A 15984-nucleotide genomic window follows, 5' to 3' on the forward strand; every position below is an offset into this window, starting at 1 on the left:
TGGCCCCGTCCCGTCGCTGCGTCACGGCGCCATAAAGCCCGGCGCCAGGAAATAGAACCCATAGGCCACGATCACCGCAGGCACGGCCGAGACCGCAGTCGCCAGAATGGCCGTGCGCGGGCTAAGCGCGATCGCCGGGAACAGCGCATCCCCGTCATTCGAGATGGCGTTCCCGATCAGGGCCGAGAACGGCAGCGCTCCGTTGATGTATAGCGTTGTCACCAGCACCTGCGGCCCGCATCCGGGCACAAAGCCCACCACGATCCCGATCAGCGGCAACAACGGTGCAACGGTTTCAAAGGCGGCCTTCAGGTCCAGCCCCAGGAAGGCAACCAGATAGTCATAGGCCAGATAGGCTCCGATCACCCAGACGGCGATGAAACTGGTTTCTTCGGCCATGCGGGTGGGGGGGCTGTCTGCGGCATTGGTCATTGCCTCAAGCGGCGAGGTGGTCCAGATCAGCAGCCCAATGGCCGTGCCGCCCAACCCCAGAGCCAGCAGAACGGAATGGGGCATCGCATCATAAAGTGGCGATTGCAGCAGTTGCAGAACGCCCATCACGAAACCGGGCAGGGCCAGGGCCAGAAAGGCCCAGTCGCGGGCGCGCAGCTTACCAATCCGATGCGGCATGGCGCAGCTGCCACTGTAGGCCGTCGGGGGCAGAATCCGCAACGCATCCACGATCCAGCCCGACAGAATCCCGACCGCAAAGGACAAAGGCAGCACCACAGCCGCCACATCCGGCCGCGTCGCGATCAAAAGGAACGCAGCGTCACCCATTGTGGCGGTTAGCGTGGCCACGACCGCTCCGAAGCCGACATTGCCCGAGGCATAGGCCGCAACCACAACCACCGCGCCGCCACAGCCCGGTGTCGCGCCCAGCAGGGCCGCCATGGGCACCTGCGCCCAGCGGGCGTTTTGCAGCGCGCTGCCGATGTTGAAGTTAAACAGCCGTTCCGCCCCATAAAACAGCATCAAAGTGGCCGCCACGAAGACGGAAACCTGGAAATAGGCGTCCAGCATCAGCTCTCGTGTCAGCGGGCCCAGCTCGCCCGGTGCGACGGCCAGCGCCAGAAGCAGCAGCGCATAAGGCAGCCGGCGCGTCCGGAAAGGCCCCAGAAAACCGGGCTGAAACGAGGCGGGCATATGAGAATCCATCTGTGTCATGCTTACCTGCATATGCGAATTACTCGCAATTGCAAGAACAAACTCTTGCACTCTGCCCGGATGGGCCGAATAGATAGGGGAAAGCACGCAAATCAGGCTCGGAGGCGCATATGGCACCCGATAATCAGATGTTCGCCCGCGAATTCATCAAGGCGATTCCCCACGCCAGGGCGCTGGGAATGGCGTTCACCCAAGTGGGCGACGGACGTGCCGAGATGCGGATGCCCTATGACGAGCGCTTTATCGGGGATCCGAAAACCAGAGTGATCCACGGCGGCGCGGTGTCGGCTTTGCTGGATACCACCTGCGGGGCCGCGGTCATGAGCCACCCCAAGGCGCCGGGGGGCACCGCCACGATTGACCTGCGGATCGACTACATGCGCGCGGCCACGCCCGGACAGGCGATCCGGACGCGCGCCCATTGCTATCGGATCACCAAAACCGTGGCCTTTGTCCGCGCCGAGGCGCTGGACGACGATGACAGCCTGCCTGTCGCCACGGCCTCGGGGGCCTTTACGGTCGAGGGGGGGCAGTCATGAACAAACGCCCCAGACCCGAACCGATGCAGGTGGTCAAGCAGCGCCGCGATGCCGCGCTGAATGCGCTGGTCCATGGTGTGCCCTATATTCAGTTCCTGGGAATCGAGTTCGACCGGCGCGGGGATGAGCTGACAGCGGTTCTGCCTTTTCAGGAATCTCTGATCGGCAACCCGATGCTGCCCGCGATTCACGGCGGTGTAACGGCGGCCTTTCTTGAGGTGACGGCGATCATCGGGCTCAGCTGGGCCTATCTGTGGGACGACATCGAAAGCGGCAGGCTGGACGCCGAGCAACTGGTGGCCGGGCAATTGCCGCGCCTGCCCAAAACGATTGATTTCACCGTGGACTATCTGCGCTCGGGTCTGCCGCGCGATGCCTATGCGCGGGCGCAGATCAATCGGTCGGGGCGGCGCTATGCCAGCGTCCATGTCGAGGCCTGGCAGGACAATCGTCACCGGAACTTTGCGCAGGCCACCGGACATTTCCTGATGCCGCAATCGGATGGCTGACGCCGTATCGCCCGCCCAGAACGCCCCCCGGAACGCCCCCCGGATCACCCATCGACGGGTGCTGAAGATCGCTCTGCCGATTGTGCTGTCAAATGCAACGGTGCCCATTCTGGGGGCCGTGGACACGGGCGTTGTGGGGCAGATGGGACAGGCCGCGCCAATCGGTGCCGTCGGAATCGGCGCAATCGTCCTGACGGGGGTCTACTGGATGTTCGGGTTCCTGCGGATGGGCACCACCGGGCTGACCAGCCAGGCGCGTGGCGCGGGACAAGAACGAGAGGTCGCTGCTTTGCTGACCCGCGCGCTGATGATTGCCGCGCTGGCCGGGCTGTCCGTCATTGCGCTGCAAATACCGATTTTCTGGGCGGCGTTCGTGGTGTCTCCGGCCAGTCCCGAGGTCGAGTCCCTGGCGCGCGATTACATGCAGATCCGGATCTTCTCGGCGCCGGCGGCGATTGGGCTGTATGGGGTGACGGGCTGGCTGATCGGGCAGGAACGCACCGGCGCTGTGCTGGCGATACAGCTGTGGACGAACGGGGTGAATATCCTGCTGGACCTGTGGTTCGTTCTGGGGCTGGGCTGGGGCGTCGAGGGCGTGGCCCTGGCCACCTTCTGCGCGGAATGGACGGGGCTGGCGGTGGCGCTGTGGTTCTGTCGGGGGGCTTTTCGTGTGCCTGCCTGGCGCGATTGGGCGCGGGTGTTCGACCGGGCCAAGCTGACGCATATGATGTCGGTGAACACCGATATTTTGCTGCGGTCGCTGCTGTTGCAGGTGATCTTTATCTCATTCCTGATGCTGGGCGCCGATTTCGGAGACGACGTGCTGGCGGCCAACCAGGTGCTGATGCAGTTCCTCTATATCACCGCCTATGCGCTGGACGGATTCGCGCTGGGCGCCGAGGCGCTGGTGGGTGCGGCCATGGGGGCGCGCAACCGCGTGGCCCTGCGCCGCAGCGCGATTCTGACCAGCCTCTGGGGCGTTGGGATTGCCATGGCGCTGACGCTGGTTTTCGCGCTGGCCGGCGGGCTGATCATCGACCTGATGACCACAGCCGAGGGCGTCCGCAGCGCGGCGCGCATATTCCTGATCTATATGGTGATGGCACCGATCCTGGGCTCGGCCAGCTGGATGCTGGACGGGATCTTCATCGGCGCAACCCGTGGCAAGGACATGCGCAACATGATGGCGGTCAGCTTTGTGGTGTATCTGGTCGCGCTGGCGGTCTTGCTGCCGCTGTTTGGCAATCACGGACTGTGGATTGCCCTGCTGATTTCCTTTGTGGCGCGGGGGATCACGCTGGGGCTTCGCTATCCCGCGCTTGAGGCCGCCGCCGAGCGCTAAAGGATTTCCAGCACCTGCTCGGGCGGGCGGCCCAGACGCGCCTTGCCATTGGCAAAGACGATGGGGCGCTCGATCAGCTTGGGATGGGCGGCCATGGCGTCCAGCAGGGCGGCCTCGGGGGTGTCCTTGGTCAGGCCCAATTCCTTGAACAACGCCTCTTTGGGGCGCATCATGTCGATGGCGCGCAGGCCCAAAGCCGCCTGCGCCGCGCGCAATTCGTCAACCGAGGGCGCGTCCTCCAGATATTTGCGCACCTCAACCTCGCGCCCCTCCAGCAGGGCCAGAGTCTGACGCGATTTCGAACAGCGCGGGTTGTGCCAGATGGTGATCATAGCCAGTCCTCCTTGGCGGTGCCCACGGCCTGGGCGACGTTATCAAAGCCGTCTTGTTCCAGAAGCTTGTCCAGCCCTTTGGCGATCTCGGCGCCCAGCGACAGCCCGTGATAGACCAGCGCGGTATACAGCTGCACGGCCGAGGCCCCGGCGCGGATTTTCGCATAGGCCTGCTGGGCGTTCGACACCCCGCCGACGCCGATCAGGGGCAGCTTGCCCTCGGTCAGTACGGACAGGCGGGCCAGCACGCGGGTGGATTTTTCAAACAGAGGCGCACCGGACAGCCCGCCCGCCTGATCGCGGTACGGGCTGTGCAGGCCGTCACGCGACAGGGTGGTGTTGGTGGCGATCACCGCGTCGATGCCGGATGTCAGGGCGACCTCGGCCACGTCCTCCAGTTCCTCCGGCGTCAGATCGGGGGCGATTTTCAGGAAGACGGGGATTTGGCGGTCCAATTCGGCGCGCGCGGCAATCACCCCGGCCAGCAGCGCCGAGAGCGCCTCTTTGCCCTGCAAATCGCGCAGCTTTTCGGTATTGGGCGAGGACACATTCACCGTGGCGAAATCCAGATACGGCCCGCAATGGGCCAGCACACGGGCGAAATCGGCGGCGCGATCCTCGCTGTCCTTGTTGGCACCCAGGTTCAGGCCCAGAACCATGTCGCGCGGACGCTGCGCCAGACGGGCACCGATCGCCTCCATCCCGTCGTTGTTGAAGCCAAAGCGGTTGATCGCGGCCTGATCCTCGGACAGGCGGAACAGGCGCGGCTTGGGGTTGCCGGGCTGCGGGCGGGGCGTGGCGGCGCCCACCTCGATAAACCCAAAGCCCGCGCGCGACAGGGGTGACAGCACCTGCGCGTTCTTATCGAACCCAGCGGCCAGCCCCACCGGATTGGCCATGTTCAGGCCGGCCACCGTGGTGCGCAGACGATCCGACGTGACCAGCCCGGCCAGCGGCGCGGCCCCCAGTTGCAGCGCCTTGATTGACAGGCCGTGCGCGGTTTCGGGGTCAACCTTGTGCAGGGCAAAGAGCCCTAGTTTCTCCAGCGGGTTCATTCCAGTCCTTCCGGGAATTGATGCGCCCCGTCCACCAGCGGCAGAGGCCGATGCCATAGGACATCTGACAGTTTCAGGGGGCGGTAAAGATGCGGAAACAGCGCACCACCGCGCGAGGGTTCCCATTTCAGCGCCGCGCCCAGGCTGTCGGCCTGAACGGCCAGCAGATGCAGCCCATCCTGGCCGGCGAAATGCTTGGCCGCGGTTTCGGCAGCCTGCTGCGCGGTGGAGAAATGCACGAACCCATCGGCCAGATCGACCGGCGCGCCCAGGGTTTCGCCATTCTCCTGCAACTGTGCCCATTCTGAGGCACGGAATATCTTGTAAATCAGCATATCCCCCACATGCCGCGCCCCTGCCGCGTGGTCAAGCCAGAAGGATTTTGACAGGGGGCGGGATTCGCAGGCAGGCTGGCTCTATTCCCGTTCAACAGGAGCTTTGCGATGTTTTCACGTGTTCTTTCCGGGCTTGGCGCGCTGACGCTGGCGTTTTCGGCCAGTGCGGCGGCGGCTGAATATGCCCTGACCATTCTGCACACCAACGATTTCCACGCCCGGTTCGAGCCGATCAGCAAATACGATTCCGGCTGCTCGGCGGAAAAGAACGCCGAGGGGAAATGTTTCGGCGGTACCGCGCGGCTGGTGACGGCCATCGCCGATGCGCGCGCGCGGGCGCAGAACACGATTCTGGTGGATGGGGGCGATCAGTTCCAGGGCACGCTGTTCTATACCTATTACAAGGGCAAAATGGCGGCCGAGTTCATGAACAAGCTGGGCTATGACGCGATGACCGTGGGCAACCATGAATTCGACGACGGCCCCGAGGTGCTGCGCGGGTTTGTCGATACGGTCGATTTTCCGGTGCTGATGTCCAATGCGGATGTCGCGCGTGAAAAAATTCTGGCGGATGCGATTCTGAAATCTACGGTGATCACCAGGGGCGGGCAGCAACTGGGCCTGATCGGGCTGACCCCGTATGACACGCACGAGCTGTCCAGCCCCGGCCCCAATATTACCTTCTCAGATCCCGTTGCGGCCGTGCAGGCCGAGGTGGACGCGCTGAGCGCCGCCGGGATCAACAAGATCATCGTGCTGTCGCATTCCGGCTATGGGGTGGATAAACGCGTGGCGGCAAAAACCACCGGGGTGGATGTGATCGTGGGCGGGCATACCAATACCTACCTGTCCAATCGCTCGGATCGGGCCGAGGGGCCCTATCCCACGATGGTGGGCGATACGGCGATTGTCTCGGCCTATGCCTATGGCAAATTCCTGGGAGAGCTGAACCTGGTCTTCGATGACGCCGGCCAAATCGTCTCGGCCCAGGGTGAGCCGCTGATCATGGATGCCGCCGTCACCGAAGACATCCCCACCAAGTTCCGCATCGCCGAACTGGCCAAGCCGCTGGATGCGATCCGCAATAAAGTGGTCGCCAGCACGGCGCAGCCGATTGATGGCGAGCGCGGGTCTTGTCGGGCCGGCGAATGTACGATGGGGAACCTGGTGGCCGATGCGATGCTGGCGCGTGTCGCCGATCAGGGTGTCCAGATCGCGGTGCAGAATGGCGGAGGGCTGCGGGCCTCGATTGACGCGGGCGAGGTAACCATGGGCGAGGTGCTGACCGTGCTGCCCTTCCAGAACACGCTGTCCACCTTTCAGGCCACGGGGGCGACCTTGCTGGCGGCTCTGGAAAACGGGCTGAGCCAGATCGAGGATGGCGGCGGGCGGTTTCCGCAGGTTGCCGGGATGAAGCTGGTCTACGATCCCGCGGCCCAGCCCGGCGCGCGTGTTGTCTCGGTTATGGTGAACATGCCCGGCGGCTGGGCCGCGCTGGAGCCCGAAACCGTCTATGGCGTGGTGACAAATAACTACGTCCGCAACGGCGGGGACGGCTATAAAATGTTCAGCACCGAGGGCATGAACGCCTATGATTACGGCCCGGATCTGGCCGATGTGGTGGTGGAATACCTGGTCCAGGCCGGCCCCTACGTGCCCTATCTGGATGGGCGTATCGCCGCGCAATAAACGCGCGGGGCGGGGTGTCGGTGGCGGCTCGACCCTGTGCCGTTTAGCGGGTAGGCTGGGCCGGTCTGAACCAAAGGTGTGTGATGGATCACCCGCTGATTGACCTGATTAACCAGAAAATCGCCCAGGCCCAGGCCGAGGGCGATTTCGACGACCTGCCCGGCGCGGGCCAGCCGCTGCCTGAATGCGACGATCCGGAAAATGCGCTGCTGAACCGGGTGATCGAACAGAACGGGGCGGTGCCTGAATTCGTGCAGCTGTCGCGCGAGCTGGCCAGGTTACGCGAACAGTTGCGCGACTGCGCCGACCGGACCCAGCGCCGTTCCCTCATGCAGGACATGTCGATGATGGAGGCCCGGATCGAGCTGGCCAAGCAAGCTTTCAGGCGCGGCTGAGCCATGTGCGGACGCGTGGCCGTCACCCTGCCCAATGACGCGATGGCGCAGATTTTCGCCGCCAGACCGGGCAATGCTCTGCCGTCTGTGCCCAACTATAATGTATGTCCGACAACGCAGGTGCATGTGGTTGCCTCGGACGGGGGAATCCGGCGGCTGGGCGCGATGCGCTGGGGATTTCTGCCCAGCTGGTACACATCCGTGACGGATGGGCCTTTGCTGATCAACGCGCGGGCCGAAACGATCGCGCAGAAACCGGCCTTTCGCGAGGCATGTCGACAGCGGCGCTGTATCCTGCCGGTCTCGGGGTTTTATGAATGGGCCAAGGACGCGGCGGGCAATCGTCTGCCGTGGTACATCACGCGTCAGGATGGGCAGCCGATGGCCCTGGCCGGTGTCTGGCAGATGTGGGGCGCGGATCCCCAGCCCAGCTGCGCGGTGGTCACGGCCCCGGCCAGCCCCGATATTGATCATATTCATCACCGGATGCCGGTCATTCTGGAGCCCGATGACTGGGCCAAATGGCTGGGCGAGCAGGGTCATGGCGCGGCCCCGCTGATGCGCTCGGCGGCGCAGGGCCGGGTGCGCGCCCATCGCGTCGGCCCCGAGGTGAACTCGAATCGCGCCGAAGGCCCCGCGCTGATCCTACCGTTGGAGACTTAGGTGGCCGGAAACCGTAGGGATTGGCCGTTTAATGGCCAAAAACACCGTATAAATACGGTACAAACTTTGCAAACCGTGGCTGCAAACTCTTGCGTAGCCCGTCATTTTCGCAGTATCCCGGCCCAAAGACAGGAGCCTTCGCGGGTGCAGCAGCATTCTTATTTGAACTTACAGGGCACCGATGCGGTGTCGGTTCAGCTGGACGGAGTCCACTATGCGCGTGAAACCGTTCAGGTTTTTCGCGGCCTGGATTTGCACGTCGATCAGCGCCGCGTGGGAATCATCGGGCGCAACGGGTCTGGCAAATCGCAGCTGGCCCGCCTGATCGCCGGGCTGGCCGAGGCAGATGCAGGCCAGGTGCGCGTGGATGGCGTGGACGTGGCCAAGGATCGCAAGGCCGCGATTCAGACCGTGGGCATCCTGTTTCAGAACCCCGACCACCAGATCATTTTCCCCACCGTGGGCGAAGAGCTGACCTTTGGCCTGACGGCGGCCGGGCAAAGCAAGGATCAGGCGCAGCGCCGCGCGCAAGAGATGCTGGCGCGGTTCGGGCGCGCGGAATGGTATGAGCGTTCGGTGCACGGGCTCTCGGGGGGGCAGCGGCATCTGGTGTGTCTGATGGCGGTGTTGGTGATGGCACCGAAGGTGATCGTTCTGGATGAACCTTTCGCCGGGCTGGATATGGCCACGACGCTGCGGCTGGGGCACTATCTGCACAATCTGGGGCAGAGCCTGATACACATCAGCCATGATCTGCCGTCGCTGGCGCATTACGATCGCGTCCTTTGGCTGGAGCGCGGCGCCGTGCACATGGACGGCACGCCCGGACAGGTTTTGCCCGAATACGAACGTCAGATGCGTGAATGGGGGGGCTCGGATGATCTCGCTGACCTCTGAGATCCGGACGCCCTATCACGGTTTGCGCGCCGGGCCCAAGCTGCTGGGGCTGTGCGTGTTTACCCTGGGAATCTTCTATGTGCACAGCCTGGCCATCGCGGGCGCGGCGCTGGCGATTGTCTGTGCCGCTTATCTGGCCTGCGGGCTTGAATTCGCACGGCAGGGGCTGCGCCTGATGCGGCCTGTGCTCTGGTTCGTTTTCATCATCATCGCCTGGCACCTGGTGACTGGCACGATGCAGGACGGAGCCGTGATTGTCATACGGCTGCTGGCTGCTGTCGCGGCGGCCAATCTGGTCACGTTGACCACCCGTCTGGATGACATGCTGGATGTGGTGCAGCGGGGCTTGGCGCGGGTTGGCGTGCCGGCCACCGTGCGCCGGCGTATGGCTCTGTCTGTTGCTCTGGTGATCCGCTTTACGCCGGTTCTGATGCAAAAGGGCGCCGCGCTTGCCGAGGCCTGGCGGGCGCGCAGTGTAAAGCGGCCGGGGTGGCGTATCGTTCTGCCTTTTGCCCTGCTGGCAATAGACGATGCGGAACAAACAGCCGAAGCGCTAAGAGCGCGCGGAGGCGTTCAGTAGAATTGCTCGGCCCTGTGCCGAGCCCCCGAGAATCGTTCTTTGAAAGGATCCAAAAATGGAACGGAATATCGTACTTATCGCCCTGTTTGCCGCGCTGATCGCGGCGCTTGGGCTGATCCCTAAAATCACCCTGGCCAGTGGCATCCCGATCACGGCGCAAAGCATGGGAATTATGCTGTGTGGCACTGTTTTGGGGGCAAAACGCGGCGCATTGGCCGTGATCCTGTTCCTGGGGCTGGTTGCTCTGGGGTTGCCGCTTCTGGCGGGTGGCCGGGGCGGTCTGGGGGTCTTCACCACGCCCTGGGCCGGTTTCCTGTTCGGCTTCCCGGTTGCGGCTTTTGTTGCGGGTCTGGTGATGGACAAATGGAAGAGCGGGAACACGGCCGTGGTGGCAATCGTTGCGGCTGTCATCGGGGGGATCGGTGCGCTGTATCTGGTGGCCATCCCCTATTACATGGTGATGAAGCCTGCGCCTTTGGGGGAGGCGCTGAGTGTCGCTATGGCGCCGTTCATGCCTGGCGATCTGATCAAGGCGGTTCTGGCGGGGCTGATCACGCAAGGGGTGCTGAAGGCGCGCCCCGGTCTGGCGCGTGTGTAGGCACCGGGGATGGGGGCGCTGCCCCCGCGCCTGCGGCGCTCCCCCGGAGTAGTGATTGAGCAAAGAAGGGCGGGGTTTCCTGCCCTTTTTACGTTTTCTTCATTGCGTCCAGCAGGGCTGCGCCGAGGCCGCCGACTTCTTTGCTGGGGGTGTGAGGTTTTGCGGCGCCGCGTTTGGCGGTGGTGTGCGGGCGGTTTGTGCGCGCGGGCTGGCCGGAGCGGGCGGGGCGATCCGGGTTTTTCTTCATCGACAGGCCGATGCGTTTGCGGGGGACGTCGATCTCGGTGACGCGGACTTTGACCACATCGCCGGCTTTGACGATCTCGTGCGGGTCTTTGACGAAACGGTCGGCGATCTGGCTGATATGGACCAGGCCGTCCTGATGCACGCCGATATCGACGAAAGCGCCGAAGGCGGCGACATTGGTGACCGTGCCTTCCAGCATCATGCCCGGTTTGAGGTCGGTGATTTCATTCACGCCCTCGGTGAAGGTGGCGGTTTTGAATTCGGGGCGGGGGTCTCGGCCGGGTTTTTCCAGCTCTGACAGGATGTCGCGCACGGTGGGCAGGCCGAAGCGGTCATTGGCGAAATCGCGCGGGTCCAGCCGTTTGAGCGGGGTGGGATCGGCCATGAGTGTGCGCAGATCGCGGCCGCAGGACTGGACGATTTTGCGGGCCAGGTCATAGGCCTCGGGGTGGACCGAGGAGGCGTCCAGCGGCTCGGTGCCGTCGGTGATGCGCAGGAAGCCGGCGCATTGTTCAAAGGCCTTGGGGCCCAGGCGGGCGACTTTGAGCAGATCCTGGCGCGCGGCAAAGGCACCGTGGATGTCGCGGTGCGCGACGATGGCGTCTGACAGGCCGGCGCTGATACCGGCCACGCGGGCCAGAAGCGGGGCCGAGGCGGTGTTCAGATCGACGCCCACGGCGTTCACCGCATCCTCGACCACACCGTCCAGCGATTTGCCCAGGCGGCGCTGGTCCACGTCGTGCTGATATTGGCCGACGCCGATGGATTTGGGCTCGATTTTCACCAGTTCGGCCAGCGGATCCTGAAGGCGGCGCGCGATGGACACTGCGCCGCGCAGGCTGACATCCAGATCGGGGAATTCCTGCGCGGCCAGTTCGGACGCGGAATAGACCGAGGCCCCGGCCTCGGACACCACAACCTTGGTGGGTTTCTTGGTCGCGCGGATCAGGGACAGAAGGTCGGCCACCAGTTTTTCGGTTTCGCGGCTGGCGGTGCCGTTGCCGATGGCGATCAGTTCCACGCGGTGACGGGCGATCAGCTCGGCCAGGGTGGCCTGCGCGCCGCGGACGTCATTTTTGGGCTGGAAAGGGTAGATGGTGGCGGTGTCCAGAACCTTGCCGGTGGCGTCCACGACGGCGCATTTCACGCCCGTGCGGATGCCCGGATCCAGGCCCAGCGTGGCCTTGGCCCCGGCGGGGGCGGCCAGCAGCAGATCCTTCAGGTTGCGGGCAAAGACGTTGATGGCGTCCTCTTCGGCGCGGCGGCGCAGTTCGGTCAGCAAGTCGATGGACAGGGAAATATGCAGTTTGACGCGCCACACGAACCCGGCCAGCTTGCGCAGCCATTGATCGCCGGGCGCGTCGGTGGCGGTGCCCAGTTCCGCCGCGACCATCAGCTCCGCACGGTTCTGGCCGGGGGCGGCGTCCGGATCGACCACGATGTCGGCTTGCAGGATGCCCTCGTTTCGGCCACGGAAAATGGCCAGAGCACGGTGCGAAGGGATGCTGGCCCATTTTTCGGACTGGTCGAAATAATCGGAATATTTGGCACCGGCGGCTTCCTGGCCCTCGATTACCTTGGAGGTCAGGATGGCCTCTTGCATCAGGAAATCGCGCAGGCGGCCCAGAAGGGTGGCGTTCTCGGACAGGCGCTCGCCGATGATGTCGCGCGCGCCGTTCAGGGCAGCGGTGGTATCGGGCACGGCGTCCGTCAGATAGCCCTGCGCCAGAGCCGAGGGATCGGCGGCGCGGTCGGCCAGAATCGCATCGGCCAGGGGTTCCAGCCCGTTTTCGCGGGCGATCATGGCGCGCGTGCGGCGTTTGGGTTTATAGGGCAGATAGATGTCTTCCAGCGCCGATTTCGTTTCGGCCCCGGCGATGGCTTTTTCCAGATCCTCTGTCAGTTTGCCCTGCTCGGTGATCGAGGCCAGGATCACCCCGCGCCGTTCGTTCAGCTCGCGCAGATAGCCCAGACGGTCCGCCAGGGTGCGCAGCTGGCTGTCATCCAGCCCGCCTGTCACCTCTTTGCGGTAACGCGCGACAAAGGGGACGGTGGCGCCTTCATCCAGCAGTTTCACAGCGGCCTGCACCTGTTCGGGACGGGCCTGGATTTCCTGCGCGATCAGGACAGGAATTCGGCGCTCGGCCGCGGCTTGGATGGACATGTGTTGCTCCCATTCGAGGTGTCGGGACAATCTGTCTAACGTCGTGCCGCCCCGCCGCCAAGCCCCTCAGGGAAGGTTGCGGGCAATCAGATTAATCCCGCCGATCACCACGATCAGCGCCAGCACGATCCATTCCGCGCGGGTTTTGCGCTTTGGGGCGGGCGGGGCGTCATTCTGGACGCGCTCGATGCGCAATTCCTGATCGGGATTGTGTTTTTTCAACAGGGAAATCGCCTGTTCCGCGTTCGGGGCCTCCAGTCGCGCGATCAGCGGGCTAAGCGGCGCGTCCCCGGACAGGTTACGATATCGGAGCGTATATTCAGGCATCATGCGCCCCGCCTAACACAGAGTCCCGCCCGCGCCAATGTGCCAGTTTTGCAGGCGCGCGGCCGAAAAAATGCTGCGTTGCGGCGGAATGACTCCGGGCTGTCACATCCGTGGCCTATGCTGGGGAAATCCGAAATATAGCGGGGGCTGCATGTTCTCTTTGGTTGGTAAGAAAGCCTTGGTTGTTGGGATCGCCAACCGCCATTCCATCGCTTACGGCATCGCGCGGGCTCTGCGGGCGCAGGGGGCGGATATCGCGGTGACCTATCTGAATGAAAAGGCCAAACCCTTTGTCGCGCCCCTGGCCACAGAACTGGAGGCACAGGTCTTCGCCCCTCTGGATGTGACGGACGGCGCGCAGATCGACGCGCTGTTCGATCAGATTGCGCAAAGCTGGGGGCGGCTGGACACGGTGGTCCATGCGCTGGCCTTTTGTCCCAAAGAGGATCTGCACGGGCGTGTCACCGACTGTTCGCGCGCGGGGTTTTTGCAGGCGATGGATGTCTCGGTGGGCAGTTTCCTGCATCTGATCCGCAAATCCGAGCCCCTGATGGCCGCCGGCGGCTGCGTGATGACCGTCAGCTATTATGGCGCGGAAAAGGTGGTGGAGCATTACAACATCATGGGCCCGGTCAAGGCTGCGCTGGAATCGGTGACGCAATACATGGCGGCCGAGCTGGGCGAAAAAGGCATTCGCGTGCACGCGCTGTCTCCGGGGCCGTTGATGACGCGGGCGGCCAGTGGGATTGATCATTTCGACGCTCTGATGGCCCAGGCCGCTGCGCGCGCGCCCACGCATCATCTGGCCTCAATCGAGGATGTCGGCGGATTCGCCGCCTATCTGGCCAGCGATGAGGCCCGGAATGTCACCGGCGGAGTGCATTATATCGACGGCGGCTATCACATCGTCGGCTAGGCAGATTCTGTGCGAAACCGGCCTTGACCTTGGATCGGGCATCGCCTATCCCGTGACCTGCTACGCGGGCGTTGTGTAGTGGTAAGACCTTAGCCTTCCAAGCTAATGACGCGGGTTCGATTCCCGCCGCCCGCTCCAATCCCCCCCCCCGATATTCCCGATATTCCGGTCTGGCGCGGTTCAGGTGCTGCCCCAGAACGATCCGTCTTGTAGCGGCCCAAAGGCCAGAGCGATCCCCCAGATCACCAGGGCGCTGCCGGCCAGCACATCCAGCCAGCGCAGGCTGCGTGCGGTCATCCGCGTGCGGGCCCACAGCGACAGCTGCACCAGAAACAGCCACCACAGGGCCGAGCCCAGAAACACGCCGATCACCAGCACATAGGGCGCGTTTGGCCCGCTGGCGGCGGCGCCTCCCAGCCCGGCGACCATACCGGCAAAGGCCAGAATCGTCGCGGGATTCGACAGGGTAAGCAGATAGGTGGTGCCAAAGGCGCTGGCCACGGATCGGGGCCGGGCGATGGGGGGCTCGGGCGTGTGGCGCTTTGTCAGGAACCCTCGCAGTGTGCGCAGCCCCAGATAGGTGATCAGCAGCCCGCCAAACACCTGCATCTGCGGCGCATAGGACAGCAGAACGCCCGTCGCGGCAAAGCCCAAGGCCACCAGCATCCCATACGTCCCATCTGCGGTGGCGGCCCCCATGCCCGTGGCCAGCCCGGCGGCGCGGCCCTGGTTCATGCTGCGGCGGATACACAGCAGCCCGATCGGGCCGACAGGGGCGGCAATCGCCAGCCCGGCTGCGATACCTTTGGCGAAAACCTCGATCATGATCGGGCCGCGGGGATGGCGATGGCGGCGGTTTCCTTGGCCGTGTCCAGCGTGATGATAGATTCCGTCCGCAGCACCGCTGGCAGAGGTTTCACCACCTCGGACAGAAACGCCTGCAAGGCCCGCGTGTCGGCCACGCGCAGTTTCATCAGATAGGAATGCGGCCCGCTGATGTGGTGCAGTTCCTGAACCTCGGGATGGGCACTCAGTGCGGTGACGGCCTGGGCCTCGCCCTCATAGCTTAGATCCAGAAGGACGAAGGCGCACAGCCCGACGCCAAAAGCCTGCGGCGACAGGCGCGCCTGCCACCCGGTAATCGCGCCGCTGGCCGACAGGCGGCGGACCCGTTCGCTGGCGGCTGACAGGGACAAGCCCACGGACTGGGCGATCTCGGCATTCGAGGCACGGCCCTGCACTTGAAGGATTTCGCAAATTTTCCGGTCAATACTGTCCATGACTGCCCTTCTGCCTGATTTTTGATAATTGCTCGGTTTATTTGGCGGTAAAATTATAAGAAATCAAGAGATTCGCCTGCCGGTGTGCGATGCGGGCGTGATTTCGCCGCCTTTTCCATCCGTTTGCCATTTGCTACGGCTGGGCCAGTAACCGGGGATATATCATGCTGCGGCGGATCAAACGGCTCTATGAGGGGAATAGCGAGAGCGCGCATCGGTTCCGGTATGCGCTGCTGATTTTCGATGTGGTGACGATTCTATTCGTGATCGGGACATCGTTCTTTCCGCATGCGCTGGCGGTCGAGGTGCTGGATTTCGTCTTTGGCGTGGTGATCTTGCTGGATTTCATCGCTCGGATCGCGATTACACCGCAGCGCCTGCGCCATTTCACGCGGCTCTCGACCTGGGCGGATATTGTGGCTGTGGGCTCGTTTCTGGCGCCGATTGTGGGCGAGGGGCTGGGGTTTTTACGGATTCTGCGGACGCTCAGGCTGTTGCATACTTATCAGCTGATGAACCGGCTAAAGCAGGATTTCGGTTTCATGCGCCGACATCATGAGGTGGCGACTGCCGCGATCAACCTGTGTGTGTTCCTGTTCGTGATGACCGGGCTGATCTATGCGCTGCAACATGACATCAACCCGCAGATCAACAATTATGCGGATGCGCTGTATTTCACCGTCACCACGCTGACCACCACCGGATTCGGAGACATCACCCTGACCGGCACGGCGGGGCGGATGCTGTCCGTGGCGGTGATGATCTTCGGGGTCACTTTGTTTCTGCGCCTGGCGCAGGTGCTGTTCCGCCCGACCAAGGTGAACCACCCGTGCGAGACCTGCGGCCTGGTGCTGCATGACGCCGATGCGGTGCATTGCAAACACTGTGGCGCCCCTGTCCGGATCGAGACCGAAGGCCACGTCTGAGCCAATAAATACAGCCGCGACATA

Annotated in this window: 19 protein-coding genes and 1 tRNA gene; 12 read left to right on the plus strand and 8 right to left on the minus strand. The window is 63.7% G+C overall.

Features of this window, described 5'->3' with window-relative positions:
- Window positions 1-21 precede the first annotated feature (21 nt).
- Complete coding sequence (locus ACP15O_RS14515) at window positions 22-1167, minus strand: putative manganese transporter (protein WP_425096838.1); 1146 nt, start codon at window positions 1165-1167, stop codon at window positions 22-24.
- 110 nt (window positions 1168-1277) lie between these two features.
- On the opposite strand from ACP15O_RS14515, the gene ACP15O_RS14520 reads away from it, so the two are divergent.
- From ACP15O_RS14520 to ACP15O_RS14530, 3 genes are read left to right on the plus strand one after another with little or no spacing between them, the layout of a single operon-like run.
- Complete coding sequence (locus ACP15O_RS14520; protein ID WP_425096839.1) at window positions 1278-1706, plus strand: PaaI family thioesterase; 429 nt, start codon at window positions 1278-1280, stop codon at window positions 1704-1706.
- On the plus strand, window positions 1703-2215 hold the full coding sequence (locus ACP15O_RS14525; protein WP_425096840.1) for a PaaI family thioesterase: 513 nt from the start codon (window positions 1703-1705) through the stop codon (window positions 2213-2215). The genes ACP15O_RS14520 and ACP15O_RS14525 overlap by 4 nt, the downstream gene beginning before the upstream one ends.
- Entirely contained in the window at window positions 2208-3557 is a 1350-nt protein-coding gene (locus ACP15O_RS14530) for an MATE family efflux transporter (RefSeq protein ID WP_425096841.1), read from the plus strand. Before ACP15O_RS14525 ends, ACP15O_RS14530 begins: the two co-directional genes overlap by 8 nt.
- Here the strand turns inward: ACP15O_RS14530 and arsC are convergent.
- From arsC to ACP15O_RS14545, 3 genes are read right to left on the minus strand one after another with little or no spacing between them, the layout of a single operon-like run.
- Complete coding sequence (arsC, locus tag ACP15O_RS14535; RefSeq protein WP_425096842.1) at window positions 3554-3889, minus strand: arsenate reductase (glutaredoxin); 336 nt, start codon at window positions 3887-3889, stop codon at window positions 3554-3556. The two genes, ACP15O_RS14530 and arsC, sit on opposite strands and share 4 nt — an antisense overlap.
- Window positions 3886-4944 (minus strand): quinone-dependent dihydroorotate dehydrogenase, encoded by a 1059-nt coding sequence (locus ACP15O_RS14540; protein ID WP_425096843.1) that lies wholly within the window; start codon window positions 4942-4944, stop codon window positions 3886-3888. The genes arsC and ACP15O_RS14540 overlap by 4 nt, the downstream gene beginning before the upstream one ends.
- The gene (locus ACP15O_RS14545; RefSeq protein WP_425096844.1) at window positions 4941-5279 is read right to left on the minus strand and encodes a DUF952 domain-containing protein; all 339 of its coding nucleotides are present in this window, start codon (window positions 5277-5279) and stop codon (window positions 4941-4943) included. Before ACP15O_RS14545 ends, ACP15O_RS14540 begins: the two co-directional genes overlap by 4 nt.
- A 108-nt stretch (window positions 5280-5387) precedes the next feature.
- Here ACP15O_RS14545 and ACP15O_RS14550 point away from each other — a divergent pair, with 108 nt between their 5' ends.
- From ACP15O_RS14550 to ACP15O_RS14575, 6 genes are all read left to right on the plus strand, one after another.
- Window positions 5388-6968, plus strand: a complete 1581-nt coding sequence (locus ACP15O_RS14550; protein ID WP_425096845.1) for a bifunctional metallophosphatase/5'-nucleotidase — start codon at window positions 5388-5390, stop codon at window positions 6966-6968.
- 83 nt (window positions 6969-7051) lie between these two features.
- A complete protein-coding gene (locus tag ACP15O_RS14555; protein WP_425096846.1) occupies window positions 7052-7363 on the plus strand; it encodes a DnaJ family domain-containing protein in 312 nt (103 codons plus the stop codon).
- Between the two features lie 3 nt (window positions 7364-7366).
- On the plus strand, window positions 7367-8026 hold the full coding sequence (locus tag ACP15O_RS14560) for an SOS response-associated peptidase (RefSeq protein WP_425096847.1): 660 nt from the start codon (window positions 7367-7369) through the stop codon (window positions 8024-8026).
- Between the two features lie 144 nt (window positions 8027-8170).
- Window positions 8171-8923: an energy-coupling factor ABC transporter ATP-binding protein gene (locus tag ACP15O_RS14565; RefSeq protein ID WP_425096848.1), complete on the plus strand. Its 753-nt coding sequence runs from the start codon at window positions 8171-8173 to the stop codon at window positions 8921-8923.
- The gene (locus ACP15O_RS14570) at window positions 8904-9503 is read left to right on the plus strand and encodes a CbiQ family ECF transporter T component (protein ID WP_425096849.1); all 600 of its coding nucleotides are present in this window, start codon (window positions 8904-8906) and stop codon (window positions 9501-9503) included. Before ACP15O_RS14565 ends, ACP15O_RS14570 begins: the two co-directional genes overlap by 20 nt.
- A 55-nt stretch (window positions 9504-9558) precedes the next feature.
- Window positions 9559-10101: a biotin transporter BioY gene (locus tag ACP15O_RS14575; protein ID WP_425096850.1), complete on the plus strand. Its 543-nt coding sequence runs from the start codon at window positions 9559-9561 to the stop codon at window positions 10099-10101.
- 88 nt (window positions 10102-10189) lie between these two features.
- Here ACP15O_RS14575 and ACP15O_RS14580 read toward each other — a convergent pair whose 3' ends face one another.
- Together ACP15O_RS14580 and ACP15O_RS14585 are read right to left on the minus strand one after the other, a co-directional pair.
- A complete protein-coding gene (locus ACP15O_RS14580) occupies window positions 10190-12511 on the minus strand; it encodes a Tex family protein (RefSeq protein ID WP_425096851.1) in 2322 nt (773 codons plus the stop codon).
- A gap of 66 nt (window positions 12512-12577) precedes the next feature.
- Entirely contained in the window at window positions 12578-12841 is a 264-nt protein-coding gene (locus ACP15O_RS14585; RefSeq protein ID WP_425096852.1) for a hypothetical protein, read from the minus strand.
- Window positions 12842-12989: 148 nt separating this feature from the next.
- On the opposite strand from ACP15O_RS14585, the gene fabI reads away from it, so the two are divergent.
- Window positions 12990-13754: an enoyl-ACP reductase FabI gene (gene fabI, locus ACP15O_RS14590; RefSeq protein ID WP_425096853.1), complete on the plus strand. Its 765-nt coding sequence runs from the start codon at window positions 12990-12992 to the stop codon at window positions 13752-13754.
- 64 nt (window positions 13755-13818) lie between these two features.
- Window positions 13819-13892, plus strand: a tRNA-Gly gene (locus ACP15O_RS14595).
- 42 nt (window positions 13893-13934) lie between these two features.
- Here the strand turns inward: ACP15O_RS14595 and ACP15O_RS14600 are convergent.
- On the minus strand, window positions 13935-14579 hold the full coding sequence (locus tag ACP15O_RS14600) for a LysE family translocator (RefSeq protein ID WP_425096854.1): 645 nt from the start codon (window positions 14577-14579) through the stop codon (window positions 13935-13937).
- The gene (locus tag ACP15O_RS14605; protein ID WP_425096855.1) at window positions 14576-15034 is read right to left on the minus strand and encodes an Lrp/AsnC family transcriptional regulator; all 459 of its coding nucleotides are present in this window, start codon (window positions 15032-15034) and stop codon (window positions 14576-14578) included. Before ACP15O_RS14605 ends, ACP15O_RS14600 begins: the two co-directional genes overlap by 4 nt.
- A 164-nt stretch (window positions 15035-15198) precedes the next feature.
- Here ACP15O_RS14605 and ACP15O_RS14610 point away from each other — a divergent pair, with 164 nt between their 5' ends.
- Window positions 15199-15960 carry an ion channel gene (locus tag ACP15O_RS14610; protein WP_425096856.1) on the plus strand — a complete coding sequence of 254 codons (762 nt, stop codon included), beginning with the start codon at window positions 15199-15201 and terminating at the stop codon, window positions 15958-15960.
- The last annotated feature ends 24 nt before the right edge of the window (window positions 15961-15984 follow it).

The sequence above is a fragment of the Youngimonas ophiurae (nom. illeg.) genome (assembly GCF_049803795.1).
GTDB lineage: Bacteria > Pseudomonadota > Alphaproteobacteria > Rhodobacterales > Rhodobacteraceae > Thalassobius.